General features: G+C 40.9%; 9 protein-coding genes and 1 pseudogene. All 10 read left to right on the forward strand.

All coding sequences use genetic code 11. From position 1 onward, the window contains the following. The first annotated feature begins 15 nt into the window (after positions 1-15). The 10 genes and pseudogenes from D0T56_RS03375 to D0T56_RS03420 all read left to right on the forward strand — a co-directional run bounded on the left by D0T56_RS03375 (position 16) and on the right by D0T56_RS03420 (position 18,241). Positions 16-2,475 carry a glycoside hydrolase N-terminal domain-containing protein gene (locus tag D0T56_RS03375; protein ID WP_163318721.1) on the forward strand — a complete coding sequence of 820 codons (2,460 nt, stop codon included), beginning with the start codon at positions 16-18 and terminating at the stop codon, positions 2,473-2,475. A gap of 10 nt (positions 2,476-2,485) precedes the next feature. After that, positions 2,486-4,141, forward strand: coding sequence for a glycoside hydrolase family 28 protein (locus D0T56_RS03380; RefSeq protein WP_163318722.1), 1,656 nt, complete (start codon positions 2,486-2,488; stop codon positions 4,139-4,141). A gap of 5 nt (positions 4,142-4,146) precedes the next feature. Further along, positions 4,147-5,310, forward strand: a complete 1,164-nt coding sequence (locus D0T56_RS03385) for a glycoside hydrolase family 105 protein (protein ID WP_163318723.1) — start codon at positions 4,147-4,149, stop codon at positions 5,308-5,310. A gap of 16 nt (positions 5,311-5,326) precedes the next feature. Beyond that, entirely contained in the window at positions 5,327-7,126 is a 1,800-nt protein-coding gene (locus D0T56_RS03390) for a pectate lyase (protein ID WP_163318724.1), read from the forward strand. Positions 7,127-7,220: 94 nt separating this feature from the next. Continuing rightward, a pseudogene (locus D0T56_RS03395) lies at positions 7,221-8,630 on the forward strand (polysaccharide lyase family 1 protein); the annotation flags it as partial. Between the two features lie 318 nt (positions 8,631-8,948). Next, complete coding sequence (locus tag D0T56_RS03400) at positions 8,949-10,079, forward strand: DUF4957 domain-containing protein (RefSeq protein ID WP_163318726.1); 1,131 nt, start codon at positions 8,949-8,951, stop codon at positions 10,077-10,079. Positions 10,080-10,546: 467 nt separating this feature from the next. Then, on the forward strand, positions 10,547-13,276 hold the full coding sequence (locus tag D0T56_RS03405) for a pectinesterase family protein (RefSeq protein ID WP_163318727.1): 2,730 nt from the start codon (positions 10,547-10,549) through the stop codon (positions 13,274-13,276). A 112-nt stretch (positions 13,277-13,388) separates the two neighbouring features. Further along, the gene (locus D0T56_RS03410; protein WP_163318728.1) at positions 13,389-14,192 is read left to right on the forward strand and encodes a rhamnogalacturonan acetylesterase; all 804 of its coding nucleotides are present in this window, start codon (positions 13,389-13,391) and stop codon (positions 14,190-14,192) included. Between the two features lie 2 nt (positions 14,193-14,194). After that, positions 14,195-15,826: a glycoside hydrolase 43 family protein gene (locus D0T56_RS03415; RefSeq protein ID WP_163318729.1), complete on the forward strand. Its 1,632-nt coding sequence runs from the start codon at positions 14,195-14,197 to the stop codon at positions 15,824-15,826. 144 nt (positions 15,827-15,970) lie between these two features. Continuing rightward, a complete protein-coding gene (locus D0T56_RS03420; protein ID WP_163318730.1) occupies positions 15,971-18,241 on the forward strand; it encodes a DUF4957 domain-containing protein in 2,271 nt (756 codons plus the stop codon). Positions 18,242-18,349: the final 108 nt, after the last annotated feature.

The raw sequence follows: 18,349 nt of genomic DNA on the forward strand, positions 1-18,349 counted from the left end.
AACTAAAAAGAAGAAATGAAAAATCTGTTTTTTATATTCTCCCTATTCTCTTTTCTTTCTGTTTTCGGACAAGAAAGTAATATGAAGCTATGGTACAACACGCCTGCAAACCTGTGGGTAGAATCGTTACCATTGGGCAATGGGCGTATTGGAGCCATGGTATACGGGAATCCCGTCAATGAAGAATTTCAACTGAATGAAGAAACCATTTGGGGTGGTTCTCCATATAATAACACCAATCCTTTGGCGAAAAATTCTTTAGGAAAAATCCGTGATCTCATTTTCCAAGGTCATAATGTAGAAGCACAAGCTCTGTGCGGAGATGTTATCTGCTCGAAGGGGGCAAATGGCATGCCCTATCAGACAGTGGGTTCGTTACATCTCGATTTTGAAGAGCAGGAAGGATATGAGGAGTATTATCGGGAATTGGATATAGAGAAAGCTCTTACTAAAACGACATTTAAAGTAAATGGCGTTCGGTTTACGAGAGAAGCATTTACTTCGTTTCCTGATCAAATGCTGATTGTAAAGCTGACGGCAGCAAAACCGAATAGCATTTCTTTCAAGGCTCGTTATACAAGTCCGTATAAAGATGCAAAATATTCAACATCCGCAAATGTATTGGAAATAAGTGGAAAAGCATCCAACCATGAAGGCATAGAAGGAAAAGTACGGTTTACGGCTCTAACTAAAATTGATAATGATGGAGGAAAAATAAATCTGTTGTCCGATAGTATAATTAGTGTAACTGGGGCAAACAGCGTAACATTATATGTTTCCATCGGCACCAATTTTATCAATTACAAAGATGTATCGGGAAACTCGAAGGCGGTAGCGGAAAATTATTTGAAACATGCAGGTAAAAAGACTTACGAAGAATATAAAAAAAGACATACGGATTATTACAGTAAATACTTCAATCGGGTTTCCCTCGATTTAGGCTGTAACGATCAAGCAAATAAGACAACGGATGTCAGGGTCAGGGAATTTTCTCAGAATTTCGATCCTCAACTGTCGGCATTATATTTCCAATTTGGGCGCTACTTGCTTATATGTTCATCTCAGCCCGGAGGTCAACCAGCCAATTTGCAGGGAATCTGGAACTATCAGTTACGTGCCCCGTGGGATGGAAAATATACTACAGACATCAACGTAGAGATGAACTATTGGCCTGCCGAGGTTACGAACCTATCCGAGATGCACGAACCGTTTTTGCAACTGGTGAAGGATGTAGCTGAAACCGGAAAAGAAAGTGCAGCCATGTATGGTTGCCGAGGCTGGACTCTTCATCACAATACCGATATATGGCGAAGCACGGGTGCTGTAGATGGTTCGAAATATGGCGTTTGGCCAACCTGTAATGCTTGGTTTTGCCAGCATCTATGGGATAGATATCTGTTTTCGGGCAACAACGAGTATTTGAAAGAAGTTTATCCCGTAATGAAACAGGCTTGCGAATTTTATTTAGACTTTTTAGTGAAAGAGCCTAAAAATGGTTGGTTGGTGGTTGCCCCGTCCTATTCGCCCGAAAATGCCCCAGTTGTAAATGGTAAGCGAGACTTTGTTGTTGTGGCAGGCTGTACGATGGATAACCAAATGGTCTTCGATTTGCTATCGAATACTATCGAAGCTGCTACTATCCTGAAGGATGATAAGGCTTTCGTAGAATCGTTAAAAGAAACATTGTCGCAGTTGCCGCCTATGCAGATAGGCAAGTGGGGGCAATTGCAGGAATGGATGGAGGATTGGGATAATCCGAAAGACAGGCATCGCCATGTCTCTCATCTCTGGGGTCTATATCCCGGATTTCAGATTTCGAAATTCGATACACCCGAATTGTTCGAGGCAGCAAAAACATCACTGATACATCGAGGCGATCATTCAACAGGATGGTCTATGGGGTGGAAGGTTTGTTTATGGGCGAGGCTATTGGATGGTAATCATGCATACAAATTGATAGAAGAGCAGCTGACCCCGACGGTTGATGAAAAAGGCCAGAACGGAGGAACTTATCCAAACCTGTTCGATGCTCATCCACCTTTCCAAATCGACGGAAACTTTGGATGTACGGCAGGAATTGCCGAAATGCTTGTGCAAAGCCACAGCGGAGCTATTCATCTTTTACCGGCATTGCCCGATGTGTGGAGCAAGGGTACGGTGAAAGGCCTGAGATGTAGAGGCGGCTTTGAATTATCGGAAATGGCATGGGAAAACGGCAAACTAAAAAAAGCTGTTATAAAGTCTCCGATCGGAGGAAAAATACGACTGCGCTATAATGATAAACTGTCATTGAATGGAAAAGAATTGAAGCCGGCGAAAGACAACACCGCTAATGTTTTGTTCAAAACGCAGCCGGTGAAAAAAACTATAATAACAAACAACAATATTTCGAAGAATACCGAAACAAAGACGAATACCTATTTATATGAATTTGAAATCGAAAAAGGCAAAAGCTATGTTTTCGAGTGTATGTAATGATAAGAATATGAGACAAAGAAATAAAGAATATAAAATAGCCTTGCTGATATTGCTCGCAATGTTGCTAAGCTATACCAATTCTCAGAGTGTGATGGCTCAAAAAAGTTATAGCTATCTATATAGTGAGTTGCCTTTCAGGATGCCGGTACTCCAACAGCCGTCTTTCCCCGATAATGAAGTCTCGATAGCCGATTTTGGAGGAGTTTCTGACGGAACAGTATTGAATACCGAAGCATTTGAAAAAGCAATGAATGCCTTGTCGGAAAAAGGAGGAGGAAGGCTGATTGTCCCTTCGGGTATTTGGTTTACAGGGCCTATCGTTTTCAAGTCGAATATAAATCTGCATTTAGAAAAAGGAGCTTTAATTCTTTTTTCATCCGATTTTAATCTGTATCCGTTAGTAAAAACTGTTTATGAAGGTCTTGATACATATCGTTGCCAGTCGCCGATTTCGGGGCATAACCTCGAAAATATTGCAATTACGGGAGAAGGCTCAATCAATGGATCGGGCGAAGCATGGCGTCCGTTGAAAAAGGCAAAAGTAACAGATAGTCATTGGAATAGAGTGGTAAAATCGGGGGGGGTATTGAAAGATCCATCTTTTTGGTTTCCTTCCGAAAGTTCTCTGTTAGGAGAAAAAATGAAGGTGAATACCCCTAACAAAAATTTGTCTAAAGCAGACTGGGTGGCAGTAAAAGACTATCTGCGTCCTGTGATGGTGAGTTTTGTTGAATGTAAGAATGTTCTTCTAGAAGGGGTTCTTTTCGAAAACTCTCCGGCATGGAATATACACCCGCTAATGTGCGAAAATGTAATTGTAGACAACATAGTTGTCCGTAATCCCGGATACTCTCAGAATGGAGATGGGCTAGACTTGGAATCATGTGTCAATTCGATCATCGTTAATAGCATATTTGATGTAGGTGACGATGCCATCTGCCTAAAATCGGGTAAGGACGAAGATGGCCGCAGGCGTGCTCGCCCAACAATAAACGTAATTGTAGACAACTGTAAAGTATTTCAAGGGCACGGCGGTTTCGTAGTAGGAAGCGAAATGTCGGGGGGTGTAAGAAATGTGTCGGTAAACAATTGCCAGTTTTTAGGAACTGATGTCGGACTCAGATTTAAGAGTACCAGAGGTAGAGGAGGCATTGTAGAGAACATCTATATAAAAAACATAAATATGTTTGACATAGCCACCGAATCGTTCCTTTTCGATCTTTATTATGGAGGAAAATCGGCTAGTGAGTCGTTGGCCGATGGAGATAAAACTCCAAAAGAAGAAGTGTTGCCCGACGTAAACGAGACTACTCCTATATTCAGAAATATTTATGTCAAGAATCTCATTTCAAGAAATGCCCATCGCGCCATGTTCTTTAATGGATTACCCGAAATGAATATTTCAAATATCAATATCGAGAACGTGAGCATAACATCCACCATCGGGGCAGAGTTGGTAGAGTCGGATGGTATTACCTTGAAGAACGTTAAGATATTGCCCAAAGAAGGTTCGGCTCTGATTTTGGATAATGTGAAAAATTTGAAAGTAACAGGTTTTACTTATCCCAAATCATTGAAACAGGTTGTAAGGATAAGTGGGCGTAAAACTAAGAATATAGATCTGCCCGATTCTCTTAAAAGTGAAAACGTTGCGCAAAAATGAGACAAATGAATAAAAAACTTTTTGTCATACTATCTCTATTGATATTGGCCATACCTGCGAATGGCAAGAAATATTATCGGTGGATGACAGATTCGGATATGAAACGCAATCCCGAATCGTGGATGCTTGATTTTTCAAAAAACCTGAAATGGAACTATTGTCACGGTTTGATGCTCCAGGCAGTATTGCAGGTTTGGGAAAAAACTTCCGAGCCGAAATATTTTGATTATGCCTATTCTTATGCCGACACTATGGTTCTGGCTGATGGACAGATTAAAACGTATAAGTTGCATGAATACAATATCGACCGAGTGAATCCCGGAAAATTCTTATTCACAATATACAATGCCACAAAAGAAGAAAGATTTAGGAAAGCCTTAGAGTTGCTTCGCTCTCAAATGCTGACGCATCCCCGAACTGCCGATGGAAGTTTCTGGCATAAAAAGGTTTATCCGCATCAGGTTTGGCTCGATGGCTTGTATATGGCTAGTCCTTTCTTGGCTCAGTATGGGAAAGAATTTAACGAACCTGCATTGTTTGATGATGCAGCTCAACAAATTGTAGATATCCGTAAACACTCTTACGATTCTAAGACAGGCCTGTATTATCATGGTTGGGACGAAAGTAAACAACAAAAATGGGCCAACCCGGCAACGGGGCTTTCTCCTAATTTCTGGTCAAGAAGTATTGGGTGGTATATGATGTCTATCATTGATGTGCTTGATTTTATGCCCGCACACCATCCTCGAAGAGGCGAAATCATAGAGATACTGAAAGAGCTGTCAGCCTCTCTCGAAAATTTCAGAGATCCGAAAACAGGCATGTGGTATCAGGTAACGGATCAGATGAACAGAAAAGGTAATTATCTGGAATCTACCGGTTCTATCATGTTCATTTATTCTTGGATAAAAGGCGCTCAGAAAGGCTACTTAGACAAGAGTTATGAGAAGAAAGGGAAGAAAGCGTATAATCAATATGTGAAAAGATTTATAAAAAAAGAATCGGATGGTACTATTTCGGTAACAGACTGTTGTGCAGTTGCAGGACTTGGAGGTGAGAAATTTTACCGTGACGGAAGTTTCGAATATTATATTTCCGAACCAATCAGGGATAATGACCCGAAAGCCGTAGGGCCTTTTATAATAACAAGCATTCTATTGAATAAGTAGAACAAAATAAGATATCATGAAAAAAATATTATTTATCATTTTAACGATAATACTAAATATCCATCTTGTTGCACAAACTCCGGCTTTTCCCGGAGCAGAGGGCGGAGGTATGTACACAAAGGGCGGACGAGGCGGACGCGTCTACTATGTGAATACTTTAGAAGACAATAATACAGGAAGTGCTGTAAGGCGCGAAGGTTCGCTGCGCTGGTGTCTAAATCAGAAGGAAGCAAGGACAATCTTGTTTAAGGTAGGTGGAACTATCAGGCTCAACAGCCAATTAAGTATCAAAAATGGCAATGTAACGGTTGCAGGCCAGTCTGCTCCGGGCGATGGCATTTGCATTGCCGATTACCCTGTCATGATAGCTGCCGACAATGTAATTCTTCGTTATCTGCGCATACGTATGGGTGATGAAAAAATAAATGTTGGGGAGGCCGATGGTGCAGACGCTTTAGGCGGAAGAGGTTTTAAAAACGTGATTGTAGACCATTGCTCCGTGAGCTGGTGCACAGACGAATGTTCTTCTTTCTACGATTGCAATGACTTTACGATGCAGTGGTGTATCATTTCCGAAAGTTTACGCCTATCCAAGCACGACAAGGGACCACACGGATATGGTGGTATATGGGGTGGAACAAACTCAACTTTCCATCACAACCTGATGGCTCACCACGACAGCCGCAATCCTCGGCTTGGACCGGGAAAGGAGGCTGCACCGCATACCGAAACTGTAGACATGCGTAATAATGTAATTTACAACTGGGTGGGAAACTCTTGCTATGGTGCAGAAGCAATGCGGGTGAATATAGTAAATAATTACTATAAGCCGGGTCCTTCTACACCTACGGGAACATCCAGAGGGCGACTTATAGCAATAGATAGAGACAAAAACGCAGGAAGCATAAGATATAACATCTGGGGACAATTCTATATTGATGGAAATGTAGTGGACGGAACAAACACGCATGCTGTCAATACAACAAAAAATAACTGGGCGTATGGGGTTTATAATCAGTTTCATTCGTCCTATGGCACTGTGTCGGAAGCAGATAAGGCTGCTATGAGAATGGACAAACCGTTTGTTGTCAATACGGTTTCTACCCATACGGCACAAAAAGCGTATGAAAAAGTTTTAGAATATGCAGGTGCCAGTTTAAAGAGAGACGCCTACGATGCAAGAATAGTAAACGAAACACGCACAGGTACAGCACCCTTCAAAGGATTATCTAAATATAACGGATATTCAAATAATTATCCCGGATCAACTGTCGACTGGAAAAGCAAAAATTACCCTAAAGCCGGCATTATAGACTCTCAGTCGGACCTTAAACCTTCCGATGCGGGCGATGATTGGTCGGCATGGCCAACCTTGATACAAGGAGAAGTTCTGGAAGACACTGACAGGGATGGAATACCTGACGGATGGTTAAGTGCTAATTATCCGGGCAAAACCGCAACAGACATAAATGATGAAGGATATACGTATTTAGAAATTTATTTAAACAATCTGGTAAAAGATATAACAGAGGGTCAGAATAAAGAAACATCAGGCATAGTGTCCGAATCCTTCGATTGCGCACAGAGTAAAGTAACTGCATATTACGATAATGGTTCCGATTCTATAAATATTCAATCTCAGAATTTGATAGAATCTATATCGATATATGACATTACCGGAGGATTAATAAAAAGAATAACCTCGTGTAATGAACATTATGCAACAGTGAATACGGGAAACTATCCAAGCAATTTTTATATCGTAAAGGTTACTCAAGATAACGGTCTGACTTCATCTGTCAAGGTGATGAAATAAAGAATATCAACCACACAAAATTATTGTAATGAAAAAAATATTGTCAATCATTTTAGGTATAACATTAAGCATTCAGCTCGGAGCTCAAACTCCTCTTGCATTTCCCGGTGCAGGTGGTGCAGGTAAATACACAACGGGCGGACGGGGCGGCACTGTATATTATGTAAACACGCTCGAAGATACCAATACCGGTAGCGCTATACAAAGAGAGGGTTCGCTTCGTTGGTGTTTAAATAGAAGTGGAAAACGGACTATCTTATTCAAGGTGAGCGGAACAATTAAATTGACCAGTGAGTTGAGAATAAAAAATGGAGATGTAACAATAGCCGGGCAAACAGCCCCCGGCGATGGTATTTGCATTGCTGACTATCCGGTCACCATTTCTGCCGATAATGTAATCATACGCTATTTGCGTTTCCGTCCGGGCGATGCAAGTAAAGGAGAGCCTGATGGATTAGGAGGAATGGACAGAAAGAATATCATCATAGACCATTGTTCCATTAGTTGGAGTGTAGACGAAGGCCTTTCCGTTTACGGAATAGAAAACCTGACTGTGCAATGGTGTTTGGTGTCGGAGGCGTTGAGGGTATCTTCACATGGCAAGGGAACACACTGTTATGGAGGAAACTGGGGTGGAAACAAGGCATCTTACCATCACAATATGATTGCACATTGCGAAAGCAGGGTTCCTCGCCTCGGGCCACGTGCCAGTACTCAGCAAAACGAATTTGTAGATATTCGCAACAATGTCTTTTATAATTGGGCAGGCAATGGTTGCTATGGCGGCGAAGGCATGAATGTAAACATAGTGAACAACTACTACAAACCCGGACCCGCAACAGACAAAGCGTCTGCTAAAGTTAAATATAGAATTGTGTCTATCGGTGTGCGAACAGAATCGTATGTGACCACCTATCCCGACTTTGCTCCGATGAAACATGTTTGGGGAAAGTTCTATATCGACGGAAATAAAATGGATGGCAATAGCGAGGTAACAAAGGACAACTGGACTAAGGGCGTTTATGCACAGCAATCGAACGGCGAAGGTGTAGATTATCTATGGACCGAAAAAACCAGAGATACCATTCGCCTGAGCCAGCCTCTTGATATTGAATCTGTCAGAACTCACAGTGCCGATCTGGCTTACCAGCGCGTGTTGGAATATGTTGGATGCAGCAAGAGCCGTGATGAAGTAGACCAACGCATCATTTCTGATGTAAAAAACAGGAAAGCAACTTATACTGCCTCTGGCAACAAATCGGGGTATATAAATACGCCGACAGATACTAAGCCGGCAGGCGCAGGAAGCGATTGGTCTCCGTGGCCGACTTTGGCTCAGGATAATGTTCCAACAGATAGTGACAAAGACGGCATTCCCGACGGATGGCTCGACAGCAATGGATATTCGGATAAAAAAGCTACTGATCTGAATGAAGAAGGTTATACATATCTTGAGGTTTATTTGAATAGCCTTGTTCACGAAATTACAGAAAATCAGTATAAAGATGCCAATAGTGGTATTGAGCCAGAATCGAGAGACGGTATAGAAAATCCGGTAACAGCACAATACAACAAACATTCTAATGCGATAAACGTATGGTCGCAAAACAAGATGAAGTCGATAGCTGTGTATAACCTTATGGGCAAACAGACAAAAAACATCGTTTGCCAAGATTTTCACGCAAGCATCAATGTAGACAACGATAATTCAAACTTTTACATTGTAAAAGTGACAACCGAAAATGACAAAATCTCATCAGTCAAAGTGATGAAATAGAAAATGAATATAAAACTTTTTTTAAACCGTTAAAACCAATTGATTATGAAAAGAATTTTTACAATGGGGTTAGGACTTTTACTAGCAAGTTCTATGAATGTGATGTCGAAAGACATAAATGTGACAGTTGACGATAATTTTATCGAAATCTTGAATGAAGCCGAAGCAGGCGATGTTCTTATCCTTGCGGACGGAGAATATTCTTTACCCGAAAATACGAGCACGGTAGAGATAGCTAAGAATATTACAATAAAAGCAGCCAATGAAGGAAAAGCTATTTTAAATCAATTTCAGTTTGTTGCTCCTGCTGATGTAACAGTAAAAAACATTACCATAGATGGTGTTGCTGCCAAGCACGACCCAACCGCAGACAGTAAGTACTTCTTTCAGGTTAATACAGCTACATCGTCCGTAGGAAACCTGACTATCAAAAATTGTACTGTTCATGGATATGGCAGAGGTATTGTGAGAGCAACAACCGATGGAGCTATACTAGATAATCTTGTTATAGATAATTGTGTTTTTACTGAAAACAGTAATGCTAGTGCTGGATATACTCAATTGAATATCCAAAAAGTAAAAACGAAAAGTGCAACAATCAAAAATACTACTTTCTATAAATCAAAAGCAGCATTGTTAAGATATGAAGGCGCAGAGGAAATTAAAGTATTATTTGAAAATTGTACTGTATTGAATTGCAATTCATCGGGAGGAAGAAATACTCTGGAAGTGGGTTCTAGTGTTCCTACAACATCTACATTTAAATTTAAAAACTGTATAATCAGTGGTTCTTATGATGCAGTTGCTCCTGAAAAACCAATAGATTCGAGAAATCTGGGAGATATTGAAAGCTCGTTGCTGGAAGGTTTTTCTTCCCTTTTGCTCAAAAGAACAACAGAAACAACGCCTGTGGAAGGAACAGTTACTTCTTTCAGCTTCGAATCGTTTGAAATGAAGACATCACCCGAAACTATTTCAGGCATTGGCGATGCCCGCTGGTCTTTGAACGGAGGTTCTTTAAGCATTGAAGCAGCCGATGTTGATAAAAATATCGAAAAAGTAGAATACTTCAATTTGTTCGGAAATAAAGTTTCTGCCGACGTAGAAGGTGTGCTTGTAAAGAAAACAACCTACGACGATGGTTCGGTAAGTACAAGCAAAGTATTTAATAAATAAAGCCAATCAGTAGCTGAGTTTATTATAACAAAAGTGTTCTTTTATATTCGACGTTTTTCGGGTGGAGTAAAACCCCACCCCTACATCTCTTCCTAGCCCCCTCTTTTAGGAGGAGGGTGTGAGGAGGTGATTGTAGGGGCAGGCCTCTGGTCTGCCCGAAAGTAGGGGCGTGTGTCAAAAGTTCCAAATTTCAGAAAATAACCCCCAGCCCCTAAAGGGGTGTATTGATTATCAATTGTTTAAAAAGTCCCCTTTAAGGGGATTAGGGGTAGAAAAGACTTTTGACACAGCCCCTCACGTCAACAATATCAGGGCGAATGGTTATTCGCCCCTACTGAAAAGATATTGTACAATTTAAACCAACACTTTTCAACTACTGATTCACATAAATAATTGAACTATAATATGAGGGAGGCAATACAGCAATTTTTTTCACCAATCTCATATTTCAACTAATATTATATTCCATGAAAAAACTACATTCTTTTTTTCTCACATTTCTATGCTGTTTCGTCGGAAACGTGCTATTTGCTGCAAATCCGTATGATGCAGATATAGTAGTTGCTGCAGACGGATCGGGCAATTATACTAAAATTCAGGAAGCCATAAACGCAGTGCCTAGCAATAGCGACAGGCGTACCGTTATCTACATTAAACGAGGTACGTATAATACCGAAAAGCTAATCATACCGGCAAACAAAAAGAATATCACAATGATAGGTGAAAGCCGTGACGAAACCATTATCAGCTATCACATGTACGATTGCTCGAACGCAGAATCGGCAAACAAATGTCCGGCAGATGCTTACGAACTTTGGAAAGACAATGCCGATTTGGTTCGGACATCAGCAACATTAACCATTCAGGCCGATGGCTTTATTGCCGAAAACCTGACACTTCAAAATACGGCCGGACCGGTAGGGCAAGCTCTTGCAATAACAGTAACGGGCGACAAAGGTATCTATCGCAATTGTAACTTTTTCGGATATCAAGATACAATTTACTTATGGACAGCGGGCAAACGCAGCTATTTTGAAAATTGTTTGATCGGAGGCCGCACCGATTACATTTATGGAGCCGGGATTGCGCTTTTCGAATCGTGCGAAATACGTAGTTGGGGAGGCGGATGGATTACTGCACCTTCTACACCTCAATCTCAAGCTTATGGATATGTATTCAACAAGTGTAAGGTAACCTATGCAGGCGACAGTCCATCACCATCCGATAACGGACAGAAATTTGCTTTAGGGCGTCCCTGGCACGAATATCCGAAAGTGGCTTGGTTGTATTGCGAAATGAGCGAGATGATCAATCCTTTGGGGTGGCCTACCAAATGGAATATGTCGTATGCCGATACCAGTGCCGACTTGCATCTGTACGAATATAAAAACACGGGAGCAGGTGCCGATATGAGTGGACGTGCCAACTGGGCAGGATTGAGAGCGATGACAGACACAGAAGCCCTTAACTACACAGTTCAGAAAGTGATGGCAGGATCGGACAATTGGGATCCAACTGCAGCCGCACCCATTGTAAAAAGCTATACTTGGACAGGTAGTGCAAACAATAGCTGGCTGGATGCAAATAACTGGAATCCGGTAGGGGTTCCTGCAAACGGAGACGTTGCATCTGTCGATATAAGTGCAACACTGAACGCAGACGGCAACACTTTTGCGGCAGACCTAACATTGAATGAAAACGCTAAATTGAACGTGACTGCCAATTCTACTGCAAACTATCTTGCTTTGGCAGGCGGTGAAATAGAGGCTACGGTAAACTCTTCCCTTGCCGGAAAAATGCAAACTAAATCTGCAACAACAATTAATACGACTGCCGACCTCGATATTCAGGCTGCCATAATAGGTGTTCATGATATTACAAAATCAGGCAATGGCAAACTTATCTTATCGGCAGATAACAGTTCCTATTCCGGAACTATATTGGTCACTCAAGGTAGTGTTGAGGCTAAAGCAAATAACAGCTTAGGTGTTAAGGCTACAGAAGTAAAATCCGGAGGAACGTTGATTATTGGTTCCGACAATGCCGTAAATGTGAAAGCTGCGTTGAAAATAGAAACCGGAGGTAAAGTTCAACTCGACAAACCTGTTGTTTTACAACAATTATACTTCGATGGAGTAATGCAACAACCCGGTGTATATAATGCAACAACAAGTTCGGCCTATTTAACAGGATCGGGCAATATTACGGTAGGGCGTCCTACAATGTTTTTGTGGGCTCAGACAGAAAGCAAGCGTTGGGGAACAGCAGCCAACTATACACCTGCATTGTTGCCTCTTGCCGGAGACACTGTTACGGTAGAATTGGAGATGGAAGCAGATGCAACACCGTATGCGGCAACCATTCTGTTGAAAAAGGGAGGCCTTCGCTTGGTTGGTAATGCAGTATCAACAGGCGATATTATAATGAGTAACGGTACAAAGATCAACTATGCAACAGGTGGTGTAGGCTTTTCTTTAGATGCTAAAGTGAAACTGGAGGGCGATATAACTTTGCAAATGAGTGGAAGTGCAGAGGGAAATACAATGACTCTTTTGGGCACTTTCGAAGGCTCGTCTAAAATAACAGCCCACAACTATACAAATGCTCCCGGCATGGTTTCTACTGCCATACTAAACGGAGATAACAGCAATTTCGACGGAACATGGGATTTGACTAAAGCCAGTCGGGGAGCTGGGTCTTCTGCCGTATTCGAAGGAATGGTTGAGGGTGCATTCGGTAGAGGGACTATTGATGTTTCGAACGGTAACAAAGTTGCTTTTTCTCATGCAAAATCGGCATCTTCCGACAATGTGTTGAAACTAGCTTCAGGAACAAAAGCCATTATGAACACGAATGTTGAAGTAGGCAAATTGGTATTGAACGGAATAGAATACACCTCAGGAACATTCAATGCAACCACTCATCCCGAATATTTTGAAGGAACAGGAACTTTAACGGTTAGTGTTCTTTCATCAATATCAGACAATGAAATTGTATCTGATATGTATTTCGATGGAAAGGATTTGATAATATTAGCAGATGCTCAGTCATTAAAAATATTCGATTTGCAGGGAAAATGTGTTAAAACCCATTCTCGTCCTGACAAAAAAACAGCTATTGATCTACCTTCAGGTGCTTACTTGGCTGTGATAAAGGCAAATAACGAAACTCAATCGTTAAAGTTCGTTATTAAATAAAGTTTTTTTCATGTAAAGATAGTCGGGGGAGATGAATGAATTTCCCGATTATCTTTGTGAAATGGATATTATATCGAATATATAGAAAGGAAAATCGTCATTATAGAATAGAATGAGACAGATAATAAAAAATATAGCTTTTGTTTGCTTTGTCGTTTCGAGTTTAGCTCTTTTTGTTGCTGTTCAAAAACGTCCGGTGCATATATTTATGGCGGGAGACTCTACTATGGCCAACAAACCCTTGTTCAAAAATGTTCTTGATAGCATAACAGGCGATAGTATTCCCGAAGCATTTCCGGAAAGAGGGTGGGGGCAACTTCTACCCGAATTTTTCAATTCGGATGTAGTGATTGAAAATTATGCTCAAAATGGACGCAGTTCCCGTACTTTCATAGAACAGGGTTGCTGGGATAAGATAATCACAAATGTGAAAAAGGGTGATTATGTTGTTATTCAGTTTGGGCATAACGATTCTTCCGAGAAAAAACCGGATCGCTATACACCTCCTGCAGATTATGTAACAAATTTGTCTCGTTTCGTAGACGAGGTGAAGAAGAAAGGAGGAAATCCTATTATTTGCACATCTGTAGTCAGACGGCGTTTCGATAAAAATGGTAATTTTCAGGATTCGCATGGCGAGTACGTAAACCTTGCACGCCAAGTAGCGAAAGAGAAAAGAGTGCCGTTGATAGATATGTACGAAAAAAGCAAAGAAACACTGGTCGGCTTGGGTAAAGAAAATTCTGTCGGGTTGTATCTACATGTAAAGGATGGCGAAAACAAAAATTTTCCGGGCGGTAAAACTGATAATACCCATTTCAGGGAAGAGGGTGCTAGGACTATGGCCGATCTTTTTGTACAAGGATTGAAAGAACAAAAAATAAAGGGTTTAACAAAAGAGTTAAAAAACAATTGAATATGAAAAAAATTAAAGTAGGATTGAGTGTGGCATTATTTGCTTTTGCGGCATTAAACGTAAGTGCCCAGAGCGAAACAACTTCTAAAACATGGGTTGCCGATTTGGGCAATGGTTCGTACAAAAATCCCATATTATATGCAGATTATTCCGATCCGGACGTTTGTCGTGTAGGAGACGATTACTATATGACTGCCTCCAGCTTCAATTGTGTACCCGGGTTGCCTGTCTTACATTCGAAAGATTTGGTGAATTGGACACTGATAGGTCATGCCATAGATAAACTTACGCCCGATTCTATTTTTTCTAAAGTTGAGCACGGTGGTGGTGTGTGGGCACCTGCAATACGCTATCATAAAGGAGAATTTTATATCTATTACGGAGATCCCGATCAAGGTATTTTTATGACCAAAACAAAAGATCCTGCCGGAATGTGGGAGCCTCTGGTGATGGTGAAGGAAGGTAAAGGACTGATTGATGCCTGTCCTCTGTTTGCTGACGACGGGCAAGTCTATTTGGCTCATGCCTATGCAGGTAGCCGAGCCGGAATTAAAAGTCTGTTGGCCGTAACCCGTTTGACTTCAGATGGCAAAAAAGCGGTTGGAGAATCTAAAATTATTTACGACGGACACGAAACAGACCCTACAATAGAAGGCCCTAAATTTTATACAAGAAATGGTTATTACTACATACTTGCTCCTGCAGGAGGGGTTGCCACCGGTTGGCAATTGGCAATGAGATCGAAAGACGTCTTCGGTCCGTACGAGAGAAAAGTAGTAATGGCTCAAGGGAAAACAGAGGTTAATGGGCCTCATCAAGGAGGCTGGGTTGACACAACCACAGGCGAAGACTGGTTTATCCATTTTCAGGATGTGGGAGCTTTGGGTCGTATAACTCACTTGCAACCAATGGTATGGAAAAACGATTGGCCTGTAATTGGAATTGACAAGGATGGCGACGGCTGTGGCGATCCGGTATTGATTCATAAAAAACCAAATGTAGGAAAAACATATCCTATTGCAACTCCTGCCGAAAGTGATGAGTTTTCTACCAACAAGTTGGGTTTACAATGGCAATGGCATGGAAACCCTCAGTCGTGGTGGTATTTTACCAATGAGGCAAAAGGATGCCTGAGTTTGTATTCTGTACCTCAGGCTGATGGGTATAAAAGCCTGTGGGATGTGCCTAACCTATTGTTGCAAAAAACTCCTGCGCCCGAATTCACCGCTACTATGAAGCTGACATTTGTTCCTGATGCAAGATTTACGGGAGAGCGTACCGGATTGGTTGTTATGGGATTAGATTATGGTTTGCTTTCATTCGAAAATGTAGGAAACGGATTTCGCCTGTCGCAGATCGAATGTAAAAAGGCAGATAAAGGTACGACTGAAACCGTCAATGCTTCGGCCGATTTGAAGGATGCAACCGTATATCTTCGGGTGAAAGTGAAATCCGGCGCAACCTGTACTTTTAGTTATAGTATCGATGGCAAGAAGTTTACTTCTCTAGGTAAGGAATTTAAGGCCAGGGAAGGAAAATGGATCGGCGCAAAAATTGGAACTTTCTGCTCTCGTCCTGTAAAAGGGAACGATGGCGGAAGGGTTGATATAGACTGGTTTAGACTGGATAAATAAACAAAGCGACCTCATGCATACAGCATAAAACTTTCTAATTTTTTTATTTAAGTATTCACCATCTTGAGACAGAGATTTTTCTCTGTCTTGGGGTGTTGTATTCTCAAAATGTATCAAATTTTTACTCATCAAAAACAAAAAATTATGAGAACACGATTATTATTATTTTCACTTCTTCTCCTTTCTCTTTGTGCGAAAGGCGCGGATATTCCTGTAACGACAACCGATTTCGCAAGCAAATATAATGCTGCGAACAATAATGATGTACTCCTCTTGGCAACGGGGACATACAACACTGCTGTCAAAATTCCGAGTGGAAAGGCTATTACCCTCAAGGCAGCCGATGGTGCTAGTCCTATCCTCAATTTTGAAATGGGTGCTGATGCGGGAATATCAGGTGGTAGCATTATATTTGACGGAATAACTATTAACAGAGGAGGAAACAATAACTATTTCATTTCATTTAATGGAGCATTAAGTGTAGACAAAATAGAATTTCGTAATTGTAATATAACCGGGATAAACAGATGTTTAGTTAATGCCGGAGGTACAGGAACAGTTAACGAAATGACTATTGATAATACTATTGTTGGTAATAATGGTACGGGATATTGTTTCATCTATTTTAACAGTGCTCATGTGTTGAAGAATTTGACAGTATCAAACTCTACAATATATAATTACGGAGGAGAACATCTGTTTTGGGGAAGAGCAAAAGACAATACAAATGCTTTCACTTTCCTATTTGAACATAATACAGTATATAATTTCTCAAAAAACAGTACTTATGCTTTTTGTAAAGTAGAAGAATATGCTGCATCATCAACGTATACTCTTCAAAACAACATAATAAATGGTTCGGGAACAGCAGGTCAATCTCCGTATGCTGTTAGTGTGGGTTCAGGAAGCATTACCAGTCAAAAAAATTTAGTCGTTGAAACAAGTAATTTTAATACTGCACCATCGGCAGGTTGGACTACAAAGGATGATTACACTTTATCCGATTTTAGCCTAACATCGGTGGGTTTTCCAGATCCGAGTAATGGTGTTTTCACTATACCATCTACATCACCTTTGACAACAGCAAGTACAACAGGCGGTATTATTGGCGACCCTCGATGGCTTAATGTTGTATCTGCACCAGCTCAACTATCAACAATTATTTCACCTACATCATCGGGAAGTGTTTCCCCAGCATCAGGAACTTTCAATCAGGGAGAATCTGTAACATTAACAGCGGCCAATAATTTTGGCTACCGCTTCAAAGAATGGCAAATTGGAGGAGTACAGCAATCTACTGAAAATCCATTTACTTTCGCTATAAATGCTGACACAGAAGTAACAGCAGTATTTGAAGCTATTGATACTTATACATTGACCGTAGATAAGACAGGAGATGGTGCAACTTGGGGAAAAATTACGCTAAACCCAGAACCTGTAGATGGAAAATACGAGACAGGAACAAACGTAACAATGACCGTTGTGCCCAATTCCATCGCAACATTCAATCAATGGGATGATGCTTCTACTTCGCTTACCCGCCAGATAACTATGGACGGAAACAAAACAGCATCAGCCGATTTCGACTGGGTGCCTTTCATTGTAGGTTGGGATTTTGATGCTCCTGAGCCAAGAACAAACCGCGAAGGAGACTTTTATCATAGGGCCGAAAACAAAGGTGCGATGAAATTTTTTAAAGGAGATGGAAGCTCTACAAGCTGGGGTAGCAATACCAGAACATTCGATGGGGTTACTTATACAGCTGCAAGGAGATATACCGAGGCTGCAAATATGACTACAAGTCCACGTTATTTTCAGGCAGAATTTTCTGCAAAGGCATACCAAGACGGAGCTGAAACAATGGAATATAAAAACATTCAAATAAAATCTTATATTGCTGCAGACAATGACTGCGTTCATAAAAAGCAAAAAATTGAATATGCAACAAATGCTACCGGTCCATATACAAGTCTGGCTACGATAGAAATTCCTGCCAAAAATCAGTGGGTAGAATTTAATGCAACTCTTCCATCGTCATTGTCCGAAACAGATAAAGAGAATCTTTATATCCGTTGGACTCCCGATTTGGAGAGTGAATTGTTTGGTACTCCCAAAGAGAACGATACTGAAGGATTTTATCTTGCAAACGTTTTCATCACGGCAACGGTAGAAAAAATGACTACATCAATCACAGCCGATAGTTATGATCAGGCTTATCCTGTGGCTGTTGTTTCAGGCGATATCTTGACTATCAAGAATGTTAAGCCAGGTGATGCTATATCTTTATATTCTGTTGATGGCTGCCTGATTTATCAAGGTGAAGCAGCTGCGGTAGAATTTACTGTTCCTGTTTCTTCGAAGAAAGGAGTACATATTCTTAAAGTTGGAGGATATTCGTTCAAGATTATGTTATAAATCGAAATAATTTATCATTAGTTGGAGTCACTATCTTTATTAGTCCGAAAAAAGATAGTGACTCCATTTTTTTGTTTAATTCATCCACTTTTTAGTGAATAGTAGTGG

The sequence above is a fragment of the Dysgonomonas sp. 520 genome, assembly GCF_010501095.1.
GTDB lineage: Bacteria > Bacteroidota > Bacteroidia > Bacteroidales > Dysgonomonadaceae > QVMP01.